This is a genomic window from Pseudomonas sp. BJP69 (genome assembly GCF_007633355.1).
Lineage (GTDB): Bacteria > Pseudomonadota > Gammaproteobacteria > Pseudomonadales > Pseudomonadaceae > Aquipseudomonas > Aquipseudomonas juntendi.
This window is the reverse complement of sequence record NZ_CP041933.1, coordinates 918,981-943,718: the sequence shown is the minus strand read 5'-3', so window position 1 is coordinate 943,718 and position 24,738 is coordinate 918,981. Positions and strand designations below refer to the sequence as shown.

Here is a 24,738-nt window from a genome sequence, read left to right as displayed (position 1 = left end):
CGCCACCCCTGGCCGGCAACCAAGAAGTGTGCTCGCCGACAACACAAGGAGTCCGCCTGTGGCTAAACGCTACGGTAAAGGGCTGTTGGGATGGGCCGCCGTGCTCGTCATCCTGGCCCTGCTGGTCCACTGGATCGGCATCGACACGATCGCGCGGTATCGCGACGATCTTGGGTTCTACCTGCAAGCGCACCTGGTATTGGTGCTGGCTTCGATGGCGGCGGCACTGGCCGTGGGCATCCCCGCCGGCATTGCGCTCAGTCGGCCGCACCGGGTCGACAAAGCCGAGCGCTTCATGCAGTTCTTCAACGTTGGCAATACCATCCCCCCCCTGGCCGTTCTGGCCATCGCCCTGAGTATCCTGGGCATCGGCGCCGGGCCGGCGATCTTCGCACTGTTCCTCGCCTCCCTCCTGCCCATCGTGCGCAACACCTACGAAGGCCTGAAAAACGTCCCCGCCTCGCTCAAGGAAGCCGCCACGGGCATTGGCATGACCCCACGCCAGCAACTGTGGCAGGTCGAGCTGCCCAACGCCGTGCCAATCATTGTCGGCGGTGTTCGCGTGGCCCTGGCCTTGAACGTGGGCACCGCACCGCTGGCATTCCTGATTGGCGCCAATAGCCTGGGCAGCCTGATCTTCCCCGGCATCGCCCTGAACAACCAGCCCCAGCTGCTGCTGGGGGCCGCCTGTACCGCACTGCTGGCCCTGCTACTGGACGCGGCGGTGAGTTTCTCCAGCAAGCGCTGGCTGGAACGTGGCCTGGCCCACTAAGGATAGGGAACGCATGAAGAAAACAATCGCTTTGCTGCTGGGCGCGGCCCTGCTGTTCGCAGGAGTTGCCCAGGCAGCGGAAAAGCCCCAGATCCGCATCGGCGCGCGGGTGTTCACCGAACAGACCGTACTGGCCGAAATCACCGCGCAGTACCTGCGTGCCAACGGTTTCGACGTGCGCGTCACCACCGGCCTGGGTAGCAACATCGCGCGCCAGGCCCAGGAAACCGGCCAGCTCGACCTGATGTGGGAATACACCGGCGTATCGCTGGTGTCGTACAACCACATCGAAGAACGCATGCCCAGCGCCGAAGCCACCTACGCCAAGGTCAAGGCGCTGGACGCGAAAAAGGGCCTGGTCTGGCTGACCCCGTCGAAGTTCAGCAACACCTACGCCTTGGGCCTGCCCAAGCAAGTGGCCGAGGCCTATCCGCAGGTCAACAGCATCAGCGACCTTAACCAGGTACTGCGTGACGAAAGCGAGCGCAAGCACCTGGTGGCGCTGGACACCGAGTTCGCCAACCGCCCCGATGGCCTGGTCGGCCTGAAAGCGATGTACGACCTGCAACTGGGCCGCGCCAACATCCGCCAGATGGACGCGGGCCTGGTCTACACCGCCATGCGCAACAACCAGGTGTTCGCCGGCCTGGTGTACACCACCGATGGCCGCCTGAGCGCCTTCAACCTGAAGCTGCTGGAAGACGACAAGCACTACTTCCCTGACTACACGGCCGCGCCGGTGGTGCGCAAGGCCGTGCTCGACGCCAACCCGCAGCTGGCGGGGCTGCTCAAACCGCTGGCCGAGCAACTGGACGATGAAACCATGCGCCAGCTCAACGCCAAGGTCGATGTCGAGCACCAGAACCCGACCGCCGTGGCCGCCGCCTTCCTGCGCGATCACCCACTGACCAGCGAGGGCCAGCCATGAACCTGATCGATACCTTCAACCACCTCGACTGGACCCAGGTACTGAACCTGACCGGCCAACACATCATGCTGGTCGGTGTGGCCGTGGGCCTGGCGATTCTGGTGGGCGTGCCGCTGGGCATCCTCATGACCCGCTTCCCTGCCCTGGCCGGCCCGCTGCAGGCCAGCGCCACGGTACTGCTGACCATCCCGTCGATCGCCCTGTTCGGCCTGTTGCTGCCGCTTTACTCCAAATTCGGCCAAGGCCTCGGGCCGCTCCCAGCGATTACCGCCGTGTTCCTGTATTCGCTGTTGCCGATCATGCGCAACACCTACCTGGCCCTGACCAATGTCGAACCCGGCATCCGCGAAGCCGCGCGCGGCATCGGCATGACCTTCGGCCAGCGCCTGCGCATGGTCGAGCTGCCCATCGCCGTGCCGGTGATCCTCGCCGGCGTGCGTACCGCCGTGGTGATGAACATCGGCGTCATGACCATTGCCGCCACCATCGGCGCCGGTGGCCTTGGCGTGCTGATCCTGACCTCCATCAGCCGCAGCGACATGTCGATGCTGCTGGTCGGCGCGGTACTGGTCAGCCTGCTGGCCATCATCGCCGACCTGCTGCTGCAAACCCTGCAACGTGCCCTGACTCCAGAAGGACTGCGCTCATGATCGAACTGAAGAACCTCAGCAAAACCTTCAACGTCAACGGCAAGGACGTCAAAGCCGTCGACGCGGTAAGCCTCACCGTCAACGAAGGGGAAATCTGCGTGTTCCTCGGCCCATCGGGCTGCGGCAAAAGCACCACGCTGAAAATGATCAACCGCCTGATCACGCCAACCTCGGGCCAGGTGTTCATCAATGGCGAGGACACCACCGGGCTGGACGAAGTGACCCTGCGCCGCCACATCGGTTACGTGATCCAGCAGATCGGCCTGTTCCCCAACATGACCATCGAAGAGAACATCACCGTGGTGCCGCGCCTGCTCGGCTGGGACAAGCAGAAATGCCACGAACGCGCCCGCGAACTGATGCACATGATCAAGCTCGAGCCCAAACAGTACCTGCAACGCTACCCGCGCGAGCTTTCCGGTGGCCAGCAGCAGCGTATCGGCGTGATCCGCGCGCTGGCGGCCGATGCGCCGGTGCTGTTGATGGACGAACCGTTCGGCGCGGTCGACCCGATCAACCGTGAAATGATCCAGAACGAATTCTTCGAAATGCAACGAGCGCTGAACAAGACCGTGATCATGGTCAGCCACGACATCGACGAAGCGATCAAGCTTGGCGACAAGATTGCCATCTTCCGGGCCGGCAAGTTGCTGCAGCTGGACCACCCGGACACGCTGCTGGCGCACCCGGCAGACGAGTTCGTGAGCAACTTCGTAGGCCAGGACAGCACCCTCAAGCGCCTGCTGCTGGTGCGCGCCGAAGATGCGGCAGACAACGCCCCGGCGGTCAGCCCGGAAACGCCGGTAAGCGATGCGCTGGAACTGCTCGACGAACACGACCGCCGCTACGTGGTGGTCACCGACGCGCAGAACAAGGCCCTGGGCTATGTACGCCGGCGGGACATGCACCGCCAGCAGGGCACCTGTGGTGACTTCCTGCGCCCGTTCAATGCCACCGCCTCGCACGACGAGCACCTGCGTATCCTGCTGTCGCGCATGTACGAGTTCAACCGGGCGTGGTTGCCGGTGCTGGATGCCGAGCAGGTGTTCCTCGGCGAGGTGACACAGGAGTCGATTGCGGCGTACCTGAGTTCCGGCCGCTCGCGCGGCGCCAAGACCAGCATCGTCTCCCCGGCGGAGGCGGTGGCATCGTGATGAGCGCTGCCTACTGATGCGCAGCTAGGTGCGGATACGGGTTTCACGCACCAGAAGCGTCGCATCCGTCGGTCGGTAACAAAAAATTTATGCGCGATTTTCGGCACGTGGGTACCAGAAAAGCGTGGCCATAAATATGAACACCTCTGGTGCCATCGGGTATCAGGCTGCTGCCACAGGGTGGGTGAAAACCCTGTAGCAGCGGCTTCAACCGCACATGATCCCACTTGGTCCATTCCACAATTTTTTACGCTTGAAACACCACCGGGAACAGCAGCCGGTCATATGAGTCGTTTATTCAAACGACAGGTGGCCGATCAACGCCGATCACGCCAGGATTGCCTGTTGATTCTGCATTCTTCACGCCCTAAAGTGCGCGCCGAACGTCCATGCTGGAAACGATCCATCCGGCTCAAGTACTGAGTAGGCGAACCAAAGTGGGGATACGGAGGACGTTCAGTTTGCAGCCACTTAATCTTTCAGTTTGCCCATGGAGTCCCTGAGCATGTCGATCCAGGTCGAAGACTATTTCGCGCGTGATACCTTCCAGAAAATGAAGGCGTTCGCCGACAAGCAGGAAACCCCGTTCGTACTCATCGATACCCAGATGATCAGCCAGGCCTACGACGACCTGCGCGCGGGTTTCGAATTCGCCAAGGTCTACTATGCGGTGAAGGCCAACCCGGCTGTCGAGATCATCGACCTGCTCAAGGAGAAAGGTTCGAGCTTCGACATCGCCTCGATCTACGAGCTGGACAAGGTGTTGGGCCGCGGCGTCAGCGCTGACCGCATCAGCTATGGCAACACCATCAAGAAGTCCAAGGACATCCGCTACTTCTACGAGAAGGGCGTGCGCCTGTATGCCACCGACTCCGAAGCCGACCTGCGCAACATCGCCAAGGCCGCCCCGGGCTCGAAAGTGTACGTGCGCATCCTCACCGAAGGCTCGACCACTGCCGACTGGCCGCTGTCGCGCAAATTCGGCTGCCAGACCGACATGGCCATGGACCTGCTGATCCTGGCCCGCGACCTGGGCCTGGTGCCCTACGGCATCTCCTTCCACGTCGGTTCGCAACAGCGCGACATCAGCGTGTGGGACGCCGCCATCGCCAAGGTCAAGGTGATCTTCGAGCGCCTGAAGGAAGAAGACGGCATCGAACTGAAGCTGATCAACATGGGCGGTGGCTTCCCGGCCAACTACATCACCCGTACCAACAGCCTGGAAACCTACGCCGAAGAAATCATTCGCTTCCTCAAGGAAGACTTCGGTGACGAGCTGCCGGAAATCATCCTCGAACCTGGCCGTTCGCTGATCGCCAACGCCGGCATCCTGGTCAGCGAAGTGGTGCTGGTTGCACGCAAGTCGCGTACCGCCGTCGAGCGCTGGATCTACACCGACGTGGGCAAGTTCTCCGGCCTGATCGAAACCATGGACGAAGCCATCAAGTTCCCGATCTGGACCGAGAAGAAAGGCGAAACCGAAGAAGTGGTCATCGCCGGCCCTACCTGCGACAGCGCCGACATCATGTACGAGAACTACAAGTACGGCCTGCCGCTGAACCTGGCCATTGGTGACCGCCTGTACTGGCTGTCGACCGGTGCCTACACCACCAGCTACAGCGCAGTGGAATTCAACGGCTTCCCGCCGCTGAAGGCCTACTACCTGTAATGCACAACGGGGCCGCGAGGCCCCGTTTTCATGTGTGCAGATGCCGAGATCAGCGCTGTCGAGGTGGGAGCCGGCTTGCCGGCGATTGGGCCAGCACAGGCAACTTCAAGCTTCGCGCCGTTCGATTTCCTCGGCATAGCGCGCGGCAAACGCCATGAGCACCGGCCCCGCGCCCTGCAGGGTCACCAGCGCCGCACGCAGAAAGTTCAGGTTACCCTCGACCCGCGCACGCTCCAGCCAAGGCGCAGCCTCGGCCACCTGGCCACGCTCGACCAGCACCAGCCCCAGGCTGAACATGCCGCGAAAATCCCCTGCCTCGGCCGACCGGCGATACCAGCGCACCGCACGCGCGGGGCTGGGCGCGGTGGCAATGCCCTGCTCCAGATAGCGCCCGTACAGGTTCATCGACTTGGCATGCCCCTGCTGTGCGGCCTTCTCGTAGCACATCAGCGCCTGCGCCTGGTTGGCCGGCACACCACGCCCGGTCGCCAGCAGGTTACCCAGGTTGTACAGCCCCCAGGCAAGCCCGGCATCGGCGGCGCGGGCATAGTGCACGGCGGCTTGAGCCAGGTTTACCGCACCGCCCCAGCCATGCTCCAGGCAACGCCCGAGCATGTTATGCGCCATGGCGTTGCCAGCTTGCGCGGCAATGGCAAACCAGCGCCGGGCAACCTCGGCGTCGGCTTCTATCCCGCGCCCATCGAGCAGGATCTGCCCCAGCAGCAACTGCGCTTCGACCACGCCCTGCCCCGCCGCTGCCAGGATGGCCTGGGCCGCCTTGCCCGGGCTTTGCTTAAGCATGGCCCGCAACCCGGCCACGTCCAGCACTTCCTCACGCCGCAACTGATAGCCCACGGTCAGACCTCGGCCCAGCGGCGCAGCAGGTTGTGGTAGGTGCCCGTCAATTGCAGCAACGCAGGGTGTTCTGGCACATCGGCCGTCAGTTGCTGGATGGCATTGTCCATTTCGAACAGCAGCGCGCGCTGGCTGTCCTCACGCACCAGGCTCTGGGTCCAGAAGAAGGCGGCATAGCGCTGCCCGCGGGTGACCGGGTTGACCTTGTGCAGGCTGGTGCCGGGGTACAGCACCAGGTCTCCGGCCGCCAGCTTGACCTGCTGCTCACCATAGGTGTCCTGAATGACCAGTTCCCCCCCGTCGTAGCTGCCCGGGTCGCTGAGAAACAGCGTGGACGACAGGTCGGTACGCACGCGCTCCGGGCTGCCCTTGGGCTGGCGCAGGGCATTGTCGATGTGAAAGCCGAAATTACCGCCCTCGCGGTAGCAATTGATCAGTGGCGGGAACACCTTGTGCGGCAACGCCGCCGACAGGAAGCGCGGGGTCTTCCACAGGCGGTCGATCAGCGCGGTGCCGATTTCCTTGGCCAGCGGGTGCCCTTCTGGCAGTTGCAGGTTGTGCTTGGCCTTGGCCGACTGGTAGCCGGCAGTCACCTTGCCATCGGCCCAGTCAGCCTGCTCCAGGGCCTCGCGAATACGGGCCAGTTCGTCAGCGGCGAACAGGCCTGGGATGTGCAGCAGCATGGCAAGGTTACCGTCGGGAACTGTAAAGGCCCAATGATATTGATTCCCTTTTGCGCTACACAAGCCTTTTCGCCGCTTACGACGTTTCAGCCGATTGGAAACTTAAGGGCAAATTGTAAAGATTGTAAATTCTTCACGAATGGTAACGAATCTCAATTGTTAGTCACAATCGCTTACATTAGTATCCGCCGCCTCACCACCTTGGGGAAGGTTTCCAGCAATGCGCCAGTCCGTACCATCTGCAGTAAGCTCACCGCGTCTGATCGTTAGCGCCATAGGCATCGCGCTTGGCGCATCGTCGGCCTACGCCGCCGACCCGGCTGCCAGCAGTGCCATCACCCTGGATGCCACCAGCGTGAACGGCAAGGCTGAGCAGGCCAGCAGCGACTACAAAACCGAGCGCGCTGCTTCGCAGAAGTACACTGCACCGTTGGTGGACACCCCGCGCTCGGTCACGGTGATCCCGCAACAGGTGATCAAGGATACCAACGCCCTGACCCTGCAAGACGCGCTGCGCACCGTGCCAGGCATTACCTTCGGCGCCGGCGAAGGTGGCAACCCGCAAGGCGACCGCCCGTTCATTCGCGGTTTCGACGCCCAGGGCGACACCTACCTGGACGGCGTGCGCGACACTGGCGCACAAACCCGCGAAATCTTCGCCATCGAGTCGGTTGAAGTGGCCAAGGGCCCGAACTCCGCCGTAGGTGGCCGCGGGGCAGCGGGCGGTACCATCAACCTGGTGAGCAAGCGCGCGCACTTGGGCAACTCGCTGGACGGTGCCTGGACCTGGGGCAGCGACCAAACCCAACGCTATACCTTCGACGGTAACTACCAATTCAGCGATACCGTGGCCGGCCGCCTGAACCTGATGACCCATGAAAGCAACGTTGCCGGCCGCGACAAGGTGAACTACGACCGCTGGGGCATCGCCCCGTCGCTGGCCTTCGGCCTGGGCACGCCGACCCGCGTCAACCTCGACTACTACCACCTGGAAAGCGACGACCTGCCGGATTCGGGCATCCCGTACAGCATCCCGTTGGCTGGCAGCGCTGCCCGTACTTCGGCCCACCCGAGCAAGCCGGATGATGGCGGCGACAGCGACAACTTCTATGGCCTGAGCGGTCGCGACTTCCGCAAGAGCCGGGTAGATATCGCCACCTTCGCCATCGAACACGACCTGACCGACGCGCTGACCGTGAAGAACACCCTGCGCCACGGCAACAGCATGCAGGACTACATCCTCACCCAACCGGACGACAGCAAGGGCAACGTCAACAACGGCAGCGTTTGGCGCCGGGCCAACACCCGCGTTGGCAACACCGCCACCACCACCAACCAGACCGACCTGTTTGGCGAGTTCTACCTGGGCGGCATGAAGAACAGCTTCTCCACCGGCATCGAGCTGAGCCGCGAAGAAAGCGACCGCTCCAGCTACACCGTCAACACCAACACCCGGCTGAACGCATCCGTGTGCAACCCCGGGCTGATCGGCGCCAACAGCGGCTACAACTGCACCTCGCTGAGCAACCCGAACCCGGATGACCCGTGGAACGGCAGTATCGCCCGCAACTACGCCGGCACCGATACCAAGAGCGACACCCGCGCCCTGTATGTATTCAACACCCTTGAGTTGTCGCCTGCATGGCTGGTGAACATGGGCCTGCGTTACGACCACTTCGATACGCAGTACCGCACCTATGACGCTGCTGGCGCCACCGTGGTCAATGCCAAGGGCGTAGCCGCCAAAGGCAAGGATACCAGCGAGTTCGTCACCGGCCAGCTGGGCCTGGTATGGAAACCGGCCGACAACGGCAGCGTCTACGTGTCCTACGCCACCTCTGCTACCCCACCGGGGGCAATGCTGGGCGAAGGCATGGAGGCCAACCCACTGGGCAACACCACCGACCGTGCCGGCAACCTGTTGAGCAGCGACATGGAGCCGGAAGAAACCACCAACTACGAAATCGGCACCAAATGGGACCTGCTCGACCAACGCCTGTCGCTGACCGCCGCGCTGTTCCGCACCGAGAAGGAAAACGCGCGCGTTCAGGTCGATACCACAAGCTACGAGAACGTCGGCGAAACCCGCGTGCAGGGTATCGAACTGTCGGCCAGCGGCAAGATCACCGCCAAGTGGCAAGTGTTCGCTGGCTACACCTACATGCAGGCCCGCCAGATCGACGGCGGCCCGCTGGGCAAGGCCAACGACGGCAACCAGTTGCCGAACACCCCGAACAACAGCGCCAGCGTGTGGACCACCTACGCGATTACACCAAAGCTGACCGTGGGCGGCGGTGCGTTCTACGTGGATGACGTGTACGGCAGCGTAGCCAACACCACCATGGTCGACAGCTATGTACGCTACGACGCCATGGCTGCCTACAAGCTGACCAAGAACATCGACCTGCAATTGAACGTGCAGAACCTGACCAACGAGGTTTACTACGACAAGACCTTCTCCACCCACTTCGCCAACCAGGCGGCTGGGCGCACGGCATTGCTGACCACCAGCGTGCACTTCTGACAGGGGTTGGGTTGACCGGGCGGCGCTGGTAAAACGCAACACGCTAAAAAACACCCACCCCGGCCCCGTTCATCTCCGTGAGCGGGGCTTTTGCGTATCAAGGCATAATGCACGCCGCGCAGCATGCGGCAGAAACACAAGGTGATGATGTGGTGAAGAAGACGCTGTTCCAATTGCACTGGTTCTTTGGCATCACCGCTGGCCTGGTGCTGGCCTTGATGGGCATTACCGGAGCGCTGTACTCGTTCCAGGAAGAACTGCTGCGCGCCTTCAATGCCGACGTGCTGAAGGTCGAGGTGCGCGCCGAAGGCGTACTGCCGCCAGCCGAGCTGGTGCAACGGGTCGAAGCCCAGCAACACGAGAAGGTATCGATGCTGTGGGTGGATGTGCGCGAAGGCAATGCCGCCCGTATCTTCTTCATGCCCGCACCGGGCGAACGCCGTGGCCTGCTGCGCTACGCCGACCCGTACACCGGCGAGCTCAAGGGCGAAGTGGCCGGGCAAGGCTTCTTCAACCTCATGCTCACCCTGCACCGCTTCCTGGCGATGGGTGATACCGGCCGGCAGATCACGGGCGCTTGCACCCTGCTGCTGGTGTTTTTCTGCCTGTCCGGCCTGTACCTGCGCTGGCCGCGCAAGGCGCTGAACTGGCGCACATGGCTGACCTTGGACTGGGCCAAGAAGGGCCGCGCCTTCAACTGGGACCTGCACGCCGTGGCCGGCACCTGGTGCCTGCTGTTCTACCTGCTGTTTGCCCTGACCGGGCTGTTCTGGTCCTACGAGTGGTACCGCGAAGGCCTGAACAGGCTGCTGGCCGACGCCCCGGCCGCTGCCCAGCAGCACAAACGCGGTGAGGGCCGCGGCCGCCACGGGCCGCAAAAGGTCGACCCCAATGCGCCGCCACGGGTGGTCGACTACGATGCCATCTGGGCCAGCCTCAAACAGGCTGCCGGACCCGGCCTTGCGGCGTACAACCTGCGCCTGCCAGCGGCAGGCGGTCAGCCGGCCAACCTGTTCTACTTGCTGGACAACGCCGACCACCCACGGGCCTTCAACACCCTGGTGCTGGACCCGGCCACCGGCCAGGTCAGGCGCCAGGAGCGCTATACCGACAAATCCTTCAAGGCCCAACTGCTGCAAAGCGTCTACGCCCTGCATGTGGGTGAATACTTTGGCCTGCCGGGCCGCATCATCGTCACCATCGCCAGCCTGACCATGCCGCTGTTCTTCGTCACCGGCTGGCTGCTGTACCTCGACCGCCGCCGCAAGAAGCGCCAGGTGAGCGCCGCTCGCGGCAGCGTTGCCGCCAACAGTGGCAACGGCGACAGCTGGCTGATCGGTTTCGCCAGCCAGAGCGGCCTGGCCGAGCAACTGGCCTGGCAGAGCGCCGGCCAGTTGCAGGCAGCCGGCCTGCCGGTGCAGGTCCGCGCCCTGGCCGAACTGGGTGAGGAAGACTTGTGCCAGGCCCGCCGCGCACTGTTTGTGGTCAGCACCTTCGGCGACGGTGAAGCCCCCGACAGCGCGCGCGCCTTCGAGCGCAAAGTGCTCGGGCAGCCCTGGGCGCTGAACAACCTCAGCTACGCCCTGCTCGCCCTTGGCGATCGCCAGTACCCGCACTTCTGCGGTTTCGCCCGCCGCCTGCAAGCGTGGCTCGCCGAGCGCGGGGCCAATAGCGCGTTCAGCCCGGTGGAAGTGGACAATGCCGACCAGGCTGCCCTGCAGCAGTGGCAGCAAGCGCTGGCGCAGCTGACCGGGGCCCAGCCGGTGGCCGCCTGGCAACCGCCAAGTTTCGCCAACTGGACGCTGGTGCAGCGCAAGCTGCTCAACCCCGGCAGCCAGGGCCGGCCGGTCTACCTGCTCGGCTTGCAACCGCAAACCCCGGTCAGTTGGGAGGCTGGCGACCTGGTGGAAGTGCTGCCACTCAATGGTCCACCGCGGGTCGCCGCGTTCCTCAAGGGCATGGCGGTCGATGCAACCACAGCGGTGCAGGTCAATGGCCTGAGTGAAACCCTGGCCCAGGCGCTGGCCGGTCGCCAGTTGCCCACGCGCCGTGATCACCTGATCGGCCTGCAGCCGCAGGCGCTGGTCGATGCCCTGGTGCCGATTGGCAGCCGTGAATACTCCATCGCCTCGATTGCCAGCGATGGCGTGCTCGAGTTGATCGTACGCCAGGAGCGCCACGCCGATGGGCAGCTGGGCCTGGGTTCCGGCTGGTTGACCGAATACCTGCCGCTCAATGGCACGCTGAGCCTGCGCCTGCGCCGCAACAGCAGCTTCCACCTGCCGGGCCACGCCGCACCCATGATCCTGATCGGCAACGGCACTGGCTTGGCCGGCCTGCGCAGCCTGATACGGGCGCGGGTGAATGCGGGGGAGCAGCGCAACTGGCTGCTGTTCGGTGAGCGTAACCGCGCCCATGACCTGTTGTGTGGTGAAGAGCTGCAAGGCTGGCTGGCCAACGGCGACCTGGCACGGCTGGACCTGGCGTTCTCTCGCGATCAAGCCGAAAAGGTGTATGTGCAGGATGTGTTGCTGCAGCAGGCCGAGGCGTTCAAGCGTTGGCTGGCAGAGGGTGCGTGTGTGTATGTCTGCGGCAGCCTGCAAGGCATGGCTGCGGGGGTGGATGCCGCGCTCAATGGCATTCTTGGGGAGGCCGCTGTGCAGCAGCTGATCGAGGATGGGCGGTATCGGCGGGATGTGTACTGATCAGCCTTTGATGTAGCCGGCACGGGCCCTATCGCTGGCAAGCCAGCTCCCACGGGGATCGCCTTAGGGCTGACAGGTGTTTGCCACAAGGTATGGCAGCGCCTGTGAGATCGAGCGCCGCCCGCGCGGCGCAATCGCGAGCTGCGCTCGCTCCTACGTTTGTTTCGGGCCAGTAACGCCTGTGACAGGCGCGCGCGGCCGCCTTGTTTGTACGGCGCGATATTGAGGCATGCACCAAGGCGTTCGCGCGCAAATCCCACAGGAATAATTGGCCCGAAACAAACGTAGGAGCGAGCGCAGCTCGCGATGCGCCGCGCGGGCGGCGCTCGATCTCACAGGCGCTGAAGATGCTCCGGCTACCCTTGCCAGGAACCATAGAATCTCCCACAGGTGGGAGCTGGCTCGCCGGCGATAGGGCCGGTCTTGCAATCAATGCAGCTCGAAGGTATCGGCATCCAGGTTGGCTGGGAACTTGGTGCGGTACGCCGCCAGTTCCGCCGCACTCAGCACCACGGTAAACACCCCGTCCGCCTCGCCGGCGCTCAGCAGGCTCTCACCCTGGAAGTCCAGCACCTGGCTGTCACCTGAATAGGCAAAGCCCTTGCCGTCCGTACCCACCCGGTTCACCGCGGCCACATAGCACAGGTTCTCGATGCCCCGCGCCGGCAACAGGCGGTTCCAGTGCTGGCGGCGAGCGGCCGGCCAGTTGGCGGTGTACAGCAGCAGGTCGGTATCCTGGGCGTCGCGGCTCCATACCGGGAAGCGCAGGTCGTAGCAGATCAGCGGGCGAATCCGCCAGCCCTTGAGCTCGAACTGCACCTGGCGCTCGCCCGGGGTGTAATGCTTGTGCTCGCCCGCCATGCGGAACAGATGGCGCTTGTCGTAGTGCAGAATCTCGCCATCCGGGCGCGCCCACAGCAGCCGGTTGCGGTGGCTGCCATCGGCCGCCTGCACGATCACGCTTCCGGTAATCACCGCGTTGTACTTTTTCGCCTGCGCCTTGAGCCATTTGTAGGTGGGGCCGTTCTCAGGCTCGCACAGGCTTTCCGATTGCATGGAAAACCCCGTGGTGAACATCTCTGGCAGAATCACCAAGTCCACTTCACCGGCCTGCTCAAGCAGTACCTCAAAGTGCGCGTAATTGGCCTCGCGGTCATGCCAGGCAAGGGTAGTCTGCACCAGGGCGATTTTCAGGTTCGGCAATGTGCTCAGATCGCGCATAGTTTTTCCGCTGCCTGGCGCAGCGTCTCCTCTCGTTTGGCAAAGCACAGGCGCACAAGGCGTTGCTCGGGGATGGGTTGCTGGTAGAACACCGAAACCGGAATGGTCGCTACGCCGTGCTCACGGGTCAGCCACAGCGCCATGTCGACATCATTCAGGTCCGGGCGTATGTGCGAATAGTCCACCAGCTGGAAATAAGTGCCCGCCGTGCGGGTAAAGCGCAATCGCGAACCCTCCAGCAAGCCGCAGAACAGGTCGCGCTTAGCCTGGTAAAAGGCCGGTAACTCATCGATGTGCTCCGGGTGCTCGGCCATGAAGTCGGCCAACGCGCACTGCAGCGGGGTGACGCCGCAAAAGTTGACGTACTGGTGCACCTTTCGCAGTTCGGCGCTCAGCGCCGGCGGGGCGATCACGTAACCGGTCTTCCAGCCGGTGACGTGGTAGGTCTTGCCGAACGAACTGACCACGAAGGCGCGCGGGTACAGCTGTGCATGGGCCAGCACGCTGGCGTGGCGTACCCCATCGTAGACCAGGTGCTCGTAGACCTCGTCGCTGACCAGGTAAATATCCCGGTCGGCGATCAGCTGCGCCAACTGGTCGAGGTCTTCGCGGGTGATCAGGGCGCCGCTGGGGTTGTGCGGTGAATTGAGGATGACCATGCGCGTGCGCGCGCTCAGCGCATCGCTGAACTTCTGCCAGTCGATACGGAAGTCGCCATCGCTCAATTGCACATGTACGCAACGGCCACCGGCCAGTTCCACCGAAGGCTCGTAGCTGTCGTAGCACGGATCGAAGACGATCACCTCGTCACCGGCATGCACCACCGCCTGGATGGCGCAGAAGATCGCCTCGGTAGCGCCGGGGGTGATGGTCACTTCCTGGTCGGCATCCACCTTCGCCCCGTACAAGCGCTCCACCTTGGCCGCCACTTGCTGGCGCAGCGCCGGCAGGCCGGTCATCGGCGAGTACTGGTTATGCCCGGCGGCCACATGCCGGCCTACTGCATCGAGCAGTGCCTGTGGGCCATTGAAATCGGGAAACCCCTGCGACAGGTTCAACGCGCCAGTTTGCACGGCGAGCTGGGACATGGTGGTGAAGATGGTCGTGCCGACATTCGGCAGCTTGCTGCGGATCATGGAGCCCTCTTTCCTGGGGTGTATCCGGCACGGGGTGGAATCCGAGCATAGCGGATCGAGCGGTCAGGAAAAAGGTTGAAACCATGAGGGGATGCGCTGGATCAAAAGGCGCGACGGGGCCGCGGGCTTGGACTCACGTAACGATACTTTCAAGCAGCAAGGCATTAAAAGCGCCCCGCGACACGATGAAGCGGCAGGCACGGCTGTTGATATCCAGCCAGAAAACCCCAGCGCGGCCTTGACCAGCGCTCGCCTATTTTAACTGTCTGATTGCCCGCTCATTGGTTCATTGCACCAACCTGAGCAGAGCATCAGATCAAATTGAGGCGCTACACGGGCCGCAGTGCAGAGCTTCTACTTTGGGTACTTTGGGTACTGTGGGTACTCTGACAAGGGCGTTATGCCACTACGAAATTCAACAACTTGTCGCCGCAGATAAGACATTTCGTTGGAATATTGTAATCTGTGCCAGATATTGTTGGCACGAAGGAATTGGTCAAGCGCGCTTTGACTTTCCTCCTCTAGAGCAACGGCCTGTTTTTCTAATAATATATTACGATCTGTGATTATTTTACGCTGCTCATCAACTTTCGACCATTCTTCATACTTTTCCAGCGCACCTTCAAATTTAGATTTCATTTTTGAATCGAAATTCGAATATACCTCGTTCGCATGCTGACTGAGCTCATTCCGTTTTTTTTATCACGCGCCCGAAACCTCTGGAATGGTTTCCTATAGTCTCATCAATATATGACAATTCTAAACTGACTTTTCTTTTGGTGTCCTGTAACTTAGTACGATAGGTGCTTTTCAGTTCTCTAGGATCCCCCATTATCGGGTGGTAGCTAGCATCAATCTCTGCTTCAAAACTCGCTATCACTTTACGGACCACACCCAGCGTTCTGTTTGAAGAGGCATACCGTTGGAACCAATTTTTTCGCATGTGACCGCTTGAGTCGGTGTAGTTAATCGGATCTCCATTGCAATAACCATATGCGTTCACCACCCTGAAAGGTGCAAAACTGTCTGGGGAATTGAATCTCATAGTCTTGTATAATCTGTAGCCATTTCCCAGCAGATAGCCTTGGGACAGATCATCAAGATGCTCACCATTGAACCCCAGCAAAGAGTGCCCCGAAGGGAGAGATGAACAATGGCCATAAGTAGTATAAGCATACTGCTCCCGCTTACGCTCCTGTGCCACGCCAAGGACAGAGCCAGCATAATCAACCGACAACAGGCCGACGCATTTTACACGCCCTACTCTCAGCTCGGCTAATAATTGCCCTGCGCCCCGAAACACAGTGCGACTGCCTTGAGTGCAAAGGCTCGTATGGATGTAACCGCCTTTGTAGAAAAGCTTCATAGACTCACGCTGAATTTTCACGTTCGACTCCTGAGCGACAGACGACTCAATTGAGCACGAGTCTTTCAAGTCTCACAGCAAGCGACAACTGGCATTTTTACCAGGCAGGGCGAGTAACAGCACTTGGCTATGGCCGTGAGAAAACTGTAGTGCTGTAGCGTAGCGGATCGCGCCATCAGGAACAGGTTGAACACTAAGGGAGGCTTTGGATTAAAAGACCTCTTCGCGGGTGAACCCGCTCCACACAGATAGCGACCCTTGAAGCCAGCGCTGTACCTGTGGGAGCGGGCAAGCCCGCGAAGCAGTCGACGCGCATTCAGCGCTTGTCGCGGCGCTTCTTCTCGGCCTTCTTGTGGTGCGACATCAGCCGGCGCTTCTTGTTGACCTGGCGGTCTGTGAGGGTGTTCTTCTTGCCCTCGTACGGGTTCTCACCGCCCTTGTATTCGATGCGGATCGGCGTGCCGACCAGCTTCAGCACACGGCGGTAGGTGTTTTCCAGGTAGCGCGAGTACGACTTCGGAATCTTCTCGGTCTGGTTGCCGTGGATCACGATCAGCGGCGGGTTGGCCCCGCCGAGGTGGGCATAGCGCAGCTTGATGCGACGACCGTTGACCAGCGGCGGCTGGTGCTCGCTCACCGCATCTTCGAGGATTTGCGTCAGGCGGCTGGTCGGCCAGCGGGTGACCGCCGACTTGAAGGCAGCCTGCACCGACTTGTACAGGTTGCCCACGCCAGTGCCATGCAAGGCGGAAATGAAGTGGATGTCGGCGAAGTCGACGAAGAACAGCCGGCGCTCCAGCTCGGTCTTGACGTAGTCACGCTCGCCCGGCTGCATGCCGTCCCACTTGTTCAGGGCAATGACGATCGCGCGCCCGGCTTCCAGGGCAAAGCCCAGCAGATTCAAGTCGTGGTCGACCACACCTTCGCGGGCGTCCATGACGAAGATCACCACGTTGGCGTCCTTGATCGCCTGCAGCGTCTTCACCACCGAGAACTTTTCGACTTCCTCGTGAATCTTGCCACGCTTGCGCACGCCGGCAGTGTCGATGAACGTGTACTTCTCGCCATCGCGCTCGAACGGAATATAGATACTGTCGCGGGTGGTGCCCGGCTGGTCGTACACCACCACACGCTCTTCACCGAGCATGCGGTTGACCAGGGTCGACTTGCCGACGTTCGGGCGGCCGATGATGGCGATCTTGATGCCATCCTTTTCGCTCGGGCCCGGAATGCGCACAGCCTCTTCGCCTTCGGCGACATCGGCGTCCAGGGCTTCCTCGACCTGGTCGCGCGGCAGGTGGCCGAGTACGGCCTCCATCAGCGCGTTGATACCGCGGCCCTGGGAACCGGCTACCGGAATGGCGTTGCCCATGCCCAGCGGTGAGAACTCGGCGCGAGCCACGTCGGCGTCGATGTTGTCGATTTTGTTGGCGACCAGAATCGCCTCTTTGTTGCGCTTGCGCAGGTGCTCGGCAATCATCTGGTCGGCGGCGGTCATGCCGGCGCGGGCATCGACCAGGAACAGGACGTAGTCGGCCTCTTCAATGGCCATGAGCGACTGCTCGGCCATTTTCTCGTCCATGCCCACTTCGTCACCGGTGATACCGCCGGTGTCGATCAGGATGAAGGAACGACCCTGCCAGCTGGCATCACCATACTGGCGGTCACGGGTCAGGCCCGACAGGTCACCGACGATGGCATCGCGGGTCTTGGTCAGGCGGTTGAACATGGTGGATTTGCCGACGTTCGGGCGGCCCACCAGGGCAATTACGGGAACCATCGGCTCTCCACTCTCGAATTCTTGAAAATGCAAAGGCCGCTGCAAGGCAGCGGCCGGAGTACGGGCGGCGCTTCCTGCGCCGCGGCTTGAAGCCCGCCAAGGCTTCAAGCATAGCTTCAGCGGATGGTCAGTGCCTCGAGCTTGCCGCTGTTGCCGAAGACATAGATGGTGTCACCGACCACAAGTGGGCGGGCGCGCAGGCCATCGCTGTCGATACGCTCACGGCCCACGAAGCGCCCATCGACCTGGCTCAGCAGGTGCAGGTAACCTTCGAAGTCGCCCACGGCCACGTAGCTGGAATACACTTCCGGCGCAGAGAGCTGGCGACGGGCCATGCTGTCGTTGGACCACAGGGCGCTGGAAGTGCGCTCGTCGACACTTTCGACAGTGCCTGAAGCTTCGCTGACGTAAACGTTACCGAAGCCCTGGGCGACACCCACGTAGCTGGAGGCATCACGCTGCCACAGCACACGGCCGCTTTCCAGGTCCAGGCCCGCTACGCGGCCCTGGTAAGTGCTGACATACAGGGTTTGACCAGACAGCAGCAGGCCGCCATCGATATCGACCACGCGCTCCAGCTCGGAACGGCCCTGGGGAATGGCCACGCGACTTTCCCACACCGGCACGCCGTTGTTGATGTCCACCGCCACCACCTTGCCGGTCGACAGACCGGCAATGGCCAGGCGGTTGGTGACGATCGGCGCACCGGTGCCACGCAGGGTCAGTACGGCCGGAGTGTTTTCGTAGATCCAGCGGCGGTCGCCGGTAGCGGCGTCCAGGCCAATCAGGCGGTCGTCCTGGGTCTGCACCACGACCACGTCACCGTTGTTGGCAGGCGGGGCCAGCACTTCGCTGGTCACGCGGGATCGCCAGCGCTCTTCACCGGTGCTGGAATCCAGGGCAATGACTTCACCCTTGAGGGTGCCGAGCATGACCAGGCCATAACCCACGCCCACTGCGCCGGAAACCGGCAGCTCCAGGTCCTTGTTCCAGACCACGTCGCCGGTGATGCGATCAAGGGCATAGACGTCACCGTGAACGTCGGAGGCGTAGATGCGGTCGTTCTCGATGGCCGGTACCAGGGTGTTGTAGGTTTCACCCTGGCCGTCACCGATCGAACGGCTCCACTGCTTCTTCAGCACCACTTCCTCGGTGAACTTGGTCAGCTCGGCCGGGGGCAGTTCCTTCTTGCTGTTGCTGCTGCAACCTGCGGCCAGTACGGCCAGGGTCAGCACTGCTGCATGTTTCCAACCGATCACTTACGCGTCCCCTTTAGCCAGGTCATCCAGCTTCAATTGCAGGCCACCGACTGCGGCGTCATCGGACAACGCAGCCTTGGCTTTCTCGTAAGCGCTGTGCGCGTCGCTGGCGCGACCCAGTTGCACCAGCAGGTCACCCTTCAACTCTTCACGGCTGGCCAGGAACGCCTTGTCGGCATCACCGTCAAGCAGCTTCAGGGCATCTTCGGCCTTGTTCTGGGCAGCTAGCACGCGAGCCAGGCGCTGGCGCGAGATTTCGCCCAGGGTGGCATCGGCAGGCTTGTCCAGCACACCTTTGAGCTCGACGGCGGCGTCGTCGAGCTTGCCGCTCTCGACCGCGACCTTGGCCACGAACAGGCTACCGTACTGGGCATAGGCCGTGCCGCCAAACTCGCTCTTGAGCTTGCCGGCCAGTTCCGCGACCTTGGTGGCGTCGGGCTGACCGCTTGGCGTCAGGCTGGTTTCGAGCAGGGCCTGGTACAACTGCGAGGCCCCTTGCGACTGGTTGTTCTGGTACTTGTGCCAGGTATTCCAGCCCAGCACCACCACACCTGCCAGCAATGCGCCGGTCAGCAGCGGCTTGCCATTGCGGTTCCACCAGTCCTTGACCCCTGCCAGGTCATCATCATCAGTACTCGACACCCCAATACTCCTTTTCGCCTATTCGTTGTTGAACCGCGTTACGCCTGCGCGATCGCGGTTTCCAGGTGCTCGGCAAGAGCATCCCAGGCAATGTTCTGTTGCTCGCCCTGGCCACGCAGTGGCTTCAAGCCGATGACTTGCTTGGCCAGTTCGTCGTCACCGAGGATCAGGGCGAACAGCGCACCGCTTTTATCGGCTTTCTTGAACTGGCTCTTGAAACTCCCGCCGCCGGCGTTGACGGCCAGGCGCAAGCCCGGCAAACGGTCGCGCAAACCTTCGGAAAGGCGCAGCCCGGCCAGCTCGGCCTGCTCGCCAAAGGCACACAGGTAGACGTCGACAGTACGGCTGATGGACTCCGGCACCTTGCCCAGGGTTTCCAGCAGCAGGATCAGACGCTCGATACCCATGGCGAAACCAACGCCGGTGGTCGGTTTGCCGCCCATCTGCTCGACCAGGCCGTCGTAGCGGCCACCGGCACACACGGTGCCCTGGGCGCCAAGCTTGTCGGTCACCCACTCGAATACGGTCTTGCTGTAGTAGTCCAGGCCACGCACCAGCTTGGTGTTGATCACGAACGGAATGCCGGCGGCCTCCAGGCGAGCCTTGAGGCCCTCGAAGTGCACGCGTGAAGGTTCGTCCAGGTAGTCTTCCAGCTTTGGCGCCCCAACCAGCACCGCCTGGGTGTTCTGGTCCTTGCTGTCGAGAATGCGCAGCGGGTTGCTTTTCAGGCGGCGCTGGCTGTCTTCATCCAGCTGCTCCAGGCGTGCGGACAGGAACTCGACCAGCGCATCGCGGTAGCGGGCGCGGGCCTCGCTGGTGCCGAGGCTGTTGAGTTCGAGCTTGACCGCGTCCTGAATGCCCAACAGGCCCCACAGGCGCCAGGTCAGCATGATCAGCTCGGCGTCGATGTCCGGGCCGTCGAGGTTGAACACTTCCACGCCAATCTGGTGGAACTGGCGGTAACGGCCCTTCTGCGGGCGTTCGTGGCGGAACATCTGGCCGATGTACCACAGTTTCTGCACCTGGCCGTTACCGGTGATGCCGTGCTCGAGCACGGCACGCACGCAGGCGGCGGTGCCTTCAGGGCGCAAGGTCAGCGAGTCGCCGTTGCGGTCCTCGAAGGTGTACATCTCTTTTTCGACGATATCGGTCACTTCGCCGATCGAGCGCTTGAACAGCTCGGTGAACTCGACGATCGGCGTGCGGATCTGGCTGTACCCGTAGGTGTCCAGCAGGCCGGCGACAGTGCCTTCGAAGTAGCGCCACAGCGGCGACTGTTCTGGCAGGATGTCGTTCATGCCACGGATGGCTTGCAGCGATTTGCTCACGAAAAGTCCTTACGAATTCTGTGTGTCAGCCACGGACGATCAGCGCCGCGTCGGCTTCGGCCTTTTCGGCCGCTTTCTGGCGGATGAGTTTTTCCAGCTCATCGACCAGGTTGTCGTTGGTGAGTTTCTGCGCCGGCTTGCCGTCGATGTAGATCAGGTTCGGCGTGCCGCCAGTCAGGCCGACATGGGCTTCCTTGGCTTCACCCGGGCCGTTGACCACGCAACCGATCACTGCCACGTCCAGCGGTACCAGCAGGTCTTCCAGGCGCCCTTCCAGCTCGTTCATGGTCTTGACCACATCGAAGTTCTGCCGCGAGCAGCTCGGGCAGGCGATGAAGTTGATGCCGCGCGAGCGCAGGTGCAGCGACTTGAGGATGTCGTAGCCGACCTTCACTTCTTCGACCGGGTCGGCGGCCAGCGAGATGCGAATGGTATCGCCAATGCCTTCGGCCAGCAGCATACCGAGGCCGACGGCGGATTTCACCGTGCCTGAACGCAGGCCACCGGCTTCGGTGATGCCCAGGTGCAGCGGCTGCACGATCTGCCTGGCCAACAGGCGGTAGGCCTCCACGGCCATGAACACGTCGGAGGCCTTGACGCTGACCTTGAAGTCCTGGAAGTCCAGGCGGTCGAGGTGCTCGACATGACGCAGGGCCGACTCGACCAGCGCGGCCGGGGTAGGCTCGCCGTACTTCTTCTGCAGGTCTTTTTCCAGCGAACCGGCGTTGACACCGATGCGGATCGGGATGCCGCGGTCGCGGGCGGCGTCCACCACTGCGCGCACACGGTCTTCGCGGCCGATGTTGCCCGGGTTGATACGCAGGCAATCGACGCCCAGCTCGGCCACCCGCAGGGCGATCTTGTAGTCGAAGTGGATATCGGCTACCAGCGGCACGCTCACCTGTTGCTTGATCTTGCCGAAGGCTTCGGCAGCGTCCATGTCTGGCACCGACACCCGCACGATGTCCACGCCGGCATCGACCAGGCGCTGGATTTGCGCCACGGTGGCGGCCACATCGTTGGTGTCGGTGTTGGTCATGCTCTGCACCGCGATGGGGGCATCACCACCCACCGGCACATTGCCGACCCAGATTTTGCGGGATTCGCGACGTTTGATCGGAGATTCGCCGTGCATGACTTACTGTCCCAACTTCAGGCGAGCAGTCTCGCCACTGGTGAACGGGGCAACATCGACGGCCTGGCCGTTGTAGCTGACCTGGGCGCCCCGGGCGAAGCCCAGGCGTACCGCGAACGGCGGCTTGCCGGTCAGTTCGAGGTTGTCCCCTTTGCGCTTGATGGCGCTGAACAGCACCTTGCCGTTGCCGTCGGAAACCTGGGTCCAGCAATCGGCGGTGAACTGAATGGCGACCTTGCCGCTACCGGCCGGCACTGGCGCAGGCTCACTGGCGGCGGCCGGCGCGGCCGTAACGGGAGCTACAGGCGCCGCTGTGGCCGCCGGGGTGCTGGCGGCTGCCTGCACGGGCGCCTGCTGGGCAGTTGCCGCCCCAGCGGCGGGCTCTGTGGCTGTACCGGCCGCCGGCTGCTCGCCAGCTGCAGCGGGTTGTTCGCCCGTGCCCTGCGCCAACGGCAGCGGTGCAGTCTCAGCCTGCTGGCCGGCGGTAACGGCCTGGTCTTCAGGCTCATCGAGCGGGTGGATCTGGGTAGTGCCGTCGGCGCTTTCGACTTCGACATGCTCCAGGGCCATCTTGGCCAGGTCCTTGCCACGCAGGCTGCCCTGGTCCTGCCACCAGACGAAACCACCACCGACCACGGCGAGCAGCAACAGCAGGCTGACGCCGCGCAGGATGTTGTGCGACAGGCGCGTCGGCTCTTCGATGCGGCCCAGCGAATGCACGTCGCTGCCCTTGGCATGGGTACCGGTGTAGCGGTCGAAGGCATCGACCAGCGCAGCCTGGTCCAGGTCCAGCAGCTTGGCGTAGGCACGTATGTAGCCACGGGCAAACGTATGCCCGGGCAGCTTGTCGAAGGCGCCGGTTTCCACGTGGTTCAGCGAACTGACAGTGAGGTTTAGCTTGCGGGCCACCTCGGCTTGCGACCAGTCCCGTTTCTCACGGGCCAGGCGCAAAAGCTCACCGGGGTTCTGGCCAGGCGCTACTGCTACTTCGGGATGCGCGGCGTTCATCGTTGCTCCGACAGGTATTGCTGATATTCCGGCGTACCGGGATAAAGTCGTTGTAATTGCTGGCCCGTTTCGGCCAGTGCGCCCTGCTCGTCGAACACCCTGGCAAGGCGGCTGCCCAGCAGCAGGCTACGGGCATCGTGCGCGCTCAGCTCGCTGAAACGATCGTAGTAGTCCCGGGCCGGCACATAATGCCTGTTTTCGTAGGACAACTCAGCCATTTCCAGCAACGCCCTGGGTTGCCGCTGGTTGAGCTGCAATGCTTTCACCAGATAGGCCTGTGCCTGGTCGCGGCGTTCGAGCCTCAAGGCAGTCAGGCCAAGGTTCTCGTACACGCGCGAGCGCTCAGGATACAGGGTATCGGCACTGGCCAGGCGAAACATCTGCTCGGCCTCGGCAAATCGCCCCTGAGCATAAAGGAAACTGCCGTAGTTGTTGCGAATTCGCGTATTGCCGCCGCTGCTTTGCAGGGCCTTGCGAAAGTGTGTTTCGGCCAGTGCCGGCTCACCTTCGGCCTGGAACACCAGCGCCAGGGCCGCGTGCGCATCGGCATCGCTGCTGTCCAGGGCCAGGGCCTTGCCCAGTGGCGCCTTGGCCTGTTCGGTCAAACCCTGTTGCAAATAACCCAGCCCAAGCTGCACGTAGGCCCGCCCTGCTTCGGCCCTGCCCTGGCGGCTGCCCAGCGGGTCGCTCGCGCCGCCCGACACGCAGCCGGCCAGCAGCGAAAGCGCAAGGATCGACAGCGCGGCGCGCAGGCTCATGGGCAAGGTCCCGGTCAGTGGCTGGCGGCGCTGTCTTGCAGCTCGACATCCGCAGACAGTTGGCGCACAGCAATATAGCGCTCACTGCGGCGCGTGCGGTCGTTGACCTGCCCCACCAACTGACCGCAGGCAGCGTCGATGTCGTCGCCACGGGTAGTACGGGTGGTCACGTTGAAACCACCGTGGTGCAGCAGGTCCTGGAAACGACGAATGGCATTGTTGCTAGGCCGCTCATAGCCCGAATGCGGGAACGGGTTGAACGGGATCAGGTTGATCTTGCACGGCACGTCGCGCAGCAGCTCGATCATTTGCGCGGCATGCTCTGGCTGGTCGTTGACGTCCTTGAGCAGGGTGTACTCGATGGTCAGCACGCGCTTGCCGCCCAGGGTAGCCATGTAGCCCATGCACGATTCCAGCAGCATTTTCAGCGGGTACTTCTTGTTGATCGGCACCAGCTTGTTGCGCAGTTCGTCGTTAGGGGCGTGCAGCGACAGTGCCAGCGACACGTCGATGTGCTTGGCCAGTTCGTCGATCATCGGCACCACGCCCGAGGTGGACAAGGTGACGCGACGCTTGGAAATGCCGTAGCCCAGGTCATCCATCATGATTTTCATGGCGGCGATGACGTTGTCGAAATTCAGCAGAGGCTCGCCCATGCCCATCATCACCACGTTGGTAATGGCGCGGTCGATTTTGGCAGGGACGGTCCCGAAGGATTTGTTGGCAAGCCACACCTGGCCGATCACTTCGGCGGCGGTGAGGTTGCTGTTGAAGCCTTGCTTGCCGGTGGAGCAGAAGCTGCAGTCCAGGGCACAGCCGGCTTGCGACGATACGCACAGGGTGCCGCGGTCGTCGGTAGGAATGTAGACGGTTTCGACGCAGCTGCCGGAGGCAACGCGGATCACCCACTTGCGGGTGCCGTCGGCGGAAATGTCTTCACTGACCACTTCCGGGGGGCGAATCTCGGCAACGGCCTCGAGCTTCTCGCGCAAGGCCTTGCCAACGTTGGTCATGGCCGCAAAATCGGACACGCCAAAATGGTGAATCCATTTCATCACCTGGCCGGCACGGAAGCGCTTCTCCCCGATAGAGTCGAAGAATTGTTCCATTTCCGGCTGGGTCAGGCCCAACAGGTTGATTTTGCCAGTAGATGTCGTCATGGATT

At 62.5% G+C, this 24,738-nt stretch carries 21 protein-coding genes; 7 read left to right on the top strand and 14 right to left on the bottom strand.

Going from position 1 to position 24,738, the window contains the following annotated elements:
* Positions 1-58: 58 nt before the first annotated feature.
* The 5 genes from FPB55_RS04390 to FPB55_RS04370 all read left to right on the top strand — a co-directional run bounded on the left by FPB55_RS04390 (position 59) and on the right by FPB55_RS04370 (position 5,173).
* Entirely contained in the window at positions 59-772 is a 714-nt protein-coding gene (locus tag FPB55_RS04390) for an ABC transporter permease (protein ID WP_009685140.1), read from the top strand.
* A 13-nt stretch (positions 773-785) separates the two neighbouring features.
* On the top strand, positions 786-1,700 hold the full coding sequence (locus FPB55_RS04385; protein ID WP_029885068.1) for a glycine betaine ABC transporter substrate-binding protein: 915 nt from the start codon (positions 786-788) through the stop codon (positions 1,698-1,700).
* Complete coding sequence (locus FPB55_RS04380) at positions 1,697-2,350, top strand: ABC transporter permease (protein WP_054905881.1); 654 nt, start codon at positions 1,697-1,699, stop codon at positions 2,348-2,350. The genes FPB55_RS04385 and FPB55_RS04380 overlap by 4 nt, the downstream gene beginning before the upstream one ends.
* A complete protein-coding gene (locus FPB55_RS04375) occupies positions 2,347-3,504 on the top strand; it encodes an ABC transporter ATP-binding protein (RefSeq protein WP_054911402.1) in 1,158 nt (385 codons plus the stop codon). Before FPB55_RS04380 ends, FPB55_RS04375 begins: the two co-directional genes overlap by 4 nt.
* A 505-nt stretch (positions 3,505-4,009) precedes the next feature.
* Positions 4,010-5,173 carry a type III PLP-dependent enzyme gene (locus tag FPB55_RS04370; protein ID WP_029885071.1) on the top strand — a complete coding sequence of 388 codons (1,164 nt, stop codon included), beginning with the start codon at positions 4,010-4,012 and terminating at the stop codon, positions 5,171-5,173.
* A gap of 105 nt (positions 5,174-5,278) precedes the next feature.
* On the opposite strand, the gene FPB55_RS04365 is transcribed toward FPB55_RS04370, so the two are convergent.
* Both FPB55_RS04365 and FPB55_RS04360 read right to left on the bottom strand, forming a co-directional pair.
* A complete protein-coding gene (locus tag FPB55_RS04365; protein WP_144187586.1) occupies positions 5,279-6,028 on the bottom strand; it encodes a tetratricopeptide repeat protein in 750 nt (249 codons plus the stop codon).
* A gap of 2 nt (positions 6,029-6,030) precedes the next feature.
* A complete protein-coding gene (locus tag FPB55_RS04360; RefSeq protein ID WP_029885073.1) occupies positions 6,031-6,711 on the bottom strand; it encodes a Fe2+-dependent dioxygenase in 681 nt (226 codons plus the stop codon).
* Between the two features lie 220 nt (positions 6,712-6,931).
* Between FPB55_RS04360 and FPB55_RS04355 the strand changes: the two genes are divergently transcribed.
* Positions 6,932-9,235: a TonB-dependent siderophore receptor gene (locus FPB55_RS04355; protein WP_009685133.1), complete on the top strand. Its 2,304-nt coding sequence runs from the start codon at positions 6,932-6,934 to the stop codon at positions 9,233-9,235.
* Between the two features lie 149 nt (positions 9,236-9,384).
* Entirely contained in the window at positions 9,385-11,940 is a 2,556-nt protein-coding gene (locus FPB55_RS04350; RefSeq protein WP_144189592.1) for a PepSY domain-containing protein, read from the top strand.
* Positions 11,941-12,369: 429 nt separating this feature from the next.
* On the opposite strand, the gene FPB55_RS04345 is transcribed toward FPB55_RS04350, so the two are convergent.
* From FPB55_RS04345 to rlmN, 12 genes are all read right to left on the bottom strand, one after another.
* Positions 12,370-13,161 carry an amidohydrolase gene (locus FPB55_RS04345; RefSeq protein ID WP_029885485.1) on the bottom strand — a complete coding sequence of 264 codons (792 nt, stop codon included), beginning with the start codon at positions 13,159-13,161 and terminating at the stop codon, positions 12,370-12,372.
* Positions 13,149-14,297 carry a pyridoxal phosphate-dependent aminotransferase gene (locus tag FPB55_RS04340; RefSeq protein ID WP_144187584.1) on the bottom strand — a complete coding sequence of 383 codons (1,149 nt, stop codon included), beginning with the start codon at positions 14,295-14,297 and terminating at the stop codon, positions 13,149-13,151. Before FPB55_RS04340 ends, FPB55_RS04345 begins: the two co-directional genes overlap by 13 nt.
* A 354-nt stretch (positions 14,298-14,651) precedes the next feature.
* Entirely contained in the window at positions 14,652-14,936 is a 285-nt protein-coding gene (locus FPB55_RS04335) for a hypothetical protein (protein WP_144187582.1), read from the bottom strand.
* A gap of 46 nt (positions 14,937-14,982) precedes the next feature.
* A complete protein-coding gene (locus tag FPB55_RS04330; RefSeq protein WP_238706618.1) occupies positions 14,983-15,684 on the bottom strand; it encodes an RHS repeat-associated core domain-containing protein in 702 nt (233 codons plus the stop codon).
* A 295-nt stretch (positions 15,685-15,979) separates the two neighbouring features.
* Positions 15,980-17,443 (bottom strand): ribosome biogenesis GTPase Der, encoded by a 1,464-nt coding sequence (der, locus tag FPB55_RS04325; RefSeq protein ID WP_009682028.1) that lies wholly within the window; start codon positions 17,441-17,443, stop codon positions 15,980-15,982.
* A gap of 116 nt (positions 17,444-17,559) precedes the next feature.
* Complete coding sequence (gene bamB / locus FPB55_RS04320) at positions 17,560-18,702, bottom strand: outer membrane protein assembly factor BamB (RefSeq protein WP_009682029.1); 1,143 nt, start codon at positions 18,700-18,702, stop codon at positions 17,560-17,562.
* Positions 18,703-19,344, bottom strand: coding sequence for a tetratricopeptide repeat protein (locus FPB55_RS04315; protein WP_054890343.1), 642 nt, complete (start codon positions 19,342-19,344; stop codon positions 18,703-18,705).
* A gap of 38 nt (positions 19,345-19,382) precedes the next feature.
* Positions 19,383-20,672 carry a histidine--tRNA ligase gene (gene hisS, locus FPB55_RS04310; protein WP_009682031.1) on the bottom strand — a complete coding sequence of 430 codons (1,290 nt, stop codon included), beginning with the start codon at positions 20,670-20,672 and terminating at the stop codon, positions 19,383-19,385.
* A gap of 25 nt (positions 20,673-20,697) precedes the next feature.
* Complete coding sequence (gene ispG, locus FPB55_RS04305; RefSeq protein ID WP_009682032.1) at positions 20,698-21,807, bottom strand: flavodoxin-dependent (E)-4-hydroxy-3-methylbut-2-enyl-diphosphate synthase; 1,110 nt, start codon at positions 21,805-21,807, stop codon at positions 20,698-20,700.
* 3 nt (positions 21,808-21,810) lie between these two features.
* The gene (locus FPB55_RS04300; RefSeq protein ID WP_009682033.1) at positions 21,811-22,815 is read right to left on the bottom strand and encodes a RodZ family helix-turn-helix domain-containing protein; all 1,005 of its coding nucleotides are present in this window, start codon (positions 22,813-22,815) and stop codon (positions 21,811-21,813) included.
* Positions 22,812-23,573: a type IV pilus biogenesis/stability protein PilW gene (gene pilW, locus FPB55_RS04295; RefSeq protein ID WP_029885479.1), complete on the bottom strand. Its 762-nt coding sequence runs from the start codon at positions 23,571-23,573 to the stop codon at positions 22,812-22,814. Before pilW ends, FPB55_RS04300 begins: the two co-directional genes overlap by 4 nt.
* Before the next feature lie 14 nt (positions 23,574-23,587).
* Positions 23,588-24,733: a 23S rRNA (adenine(2503)-C(2))-methyltransferase RlmN gene (rlmN, locus tag FPB55_RS04290; RefSeq protein ID WP_009682035.1), complete on the bottom strand. Its 1,146-nt coding sequence runs from the start codon at positions 24,731-24,733 to the stop codon at positions 23,588-23,590.
* Positions 24,734-24,738: the final 5 nt, after the last annotated feature.

Coding starts and splice junctions, on each gene's coding strand:
- FPB55_RS04385 (WP_029885068.1), top strand. CDS start 786: ATGAAGAAAACAATCGCTTTGCTGCTGGGCGCGGCCCTGCTGTTCGCA.
- FPB55_RS04380 (WP_054905881.1), top strand. CDS start 1,697: ATGAACCTGATCGATACCTTCAACCACCTCGACTGGACCCAGGTACTG.
- FPB55_RS04375 (WP_054911402.1), top strand. CDS start 2,347: ATGATCGAACTGAAGAACCTCAGCAAAACCTTCAACGTCAACGGCAAG.
- FPB55_RS04370 (WP_029885071.1), top strand. CDS start 4,010: ATGTCGATCCAGGTCGAAGACTATTTCGCGCGTGATACCTTCCAGAAA.
- FPB55_RS04360 (WP_029885073.1), bottom strand. CDS start 6,711: ATGCTGCTGCACATCCCAGGCCTGTTCGCCGCTGACGAACTGGCCCGT.
- FPB55_RS04355 (WP_009685133.1), top strand. CDS start 6,932: ATGCGCCAGTCCGTACCATCTGCAGTAAGCTCACCGCGTCTGATCGTT.
- FPB55_RS04345 (WP_029885485.1), bottom strand. CDS start 13,161: ATGCGCGATCTGAGCACATTGCCGAACCTGAAAATCGCCCTGGTGCAG.
- FPB55_RS04340 (WP_144187584.1), bottom strand. CDS start 14,297: ATGATCCGCAGCAAGCTGCCGAATGTCGGCACGACCATCTTCACCACC.
- FPB55_RS04335 (WP_144187582.1), bottom strand. CDS start 14,936: ATGAAATCTAAATTTGAAGGTGCGCTGGAAAAGTATGAAGAATGGTCG.
- der (WP_009682028.1), bottom strand. CDS start 17,443: ATGGTTCCCGTAATTGCCCTGGTGGGCCGCCCGAACGTCGGCAAATCC.
- ispG (WP_009682032.1), bottom strand. CDS start 21,807: ATGCACGGCGAATCTCCGATCAAACGTCGCGAATCCCGCAAAATCTGG.
- FPB55_RS04300 (WP_009682033.1), bottom strand. CDS start 22,815: ATGAACGCCGCGCATCCCGAAGTAGCAGTAGCGCCTGGCCAGAACCCC.
- pilW (WP_029885479.1), bottom strand. CDS start 23,573: ATGAGCCTGCGCGCCGCGCTGTCGATCCTTGCGCTTTCGCTGCTGGCC.
- rlmN (WP_009682035.1), bottom strand. CDS start 24,733: ATGACGACATCTACTGGCAAAATCAACCTGTTGGGCCTGACCCAGCCG.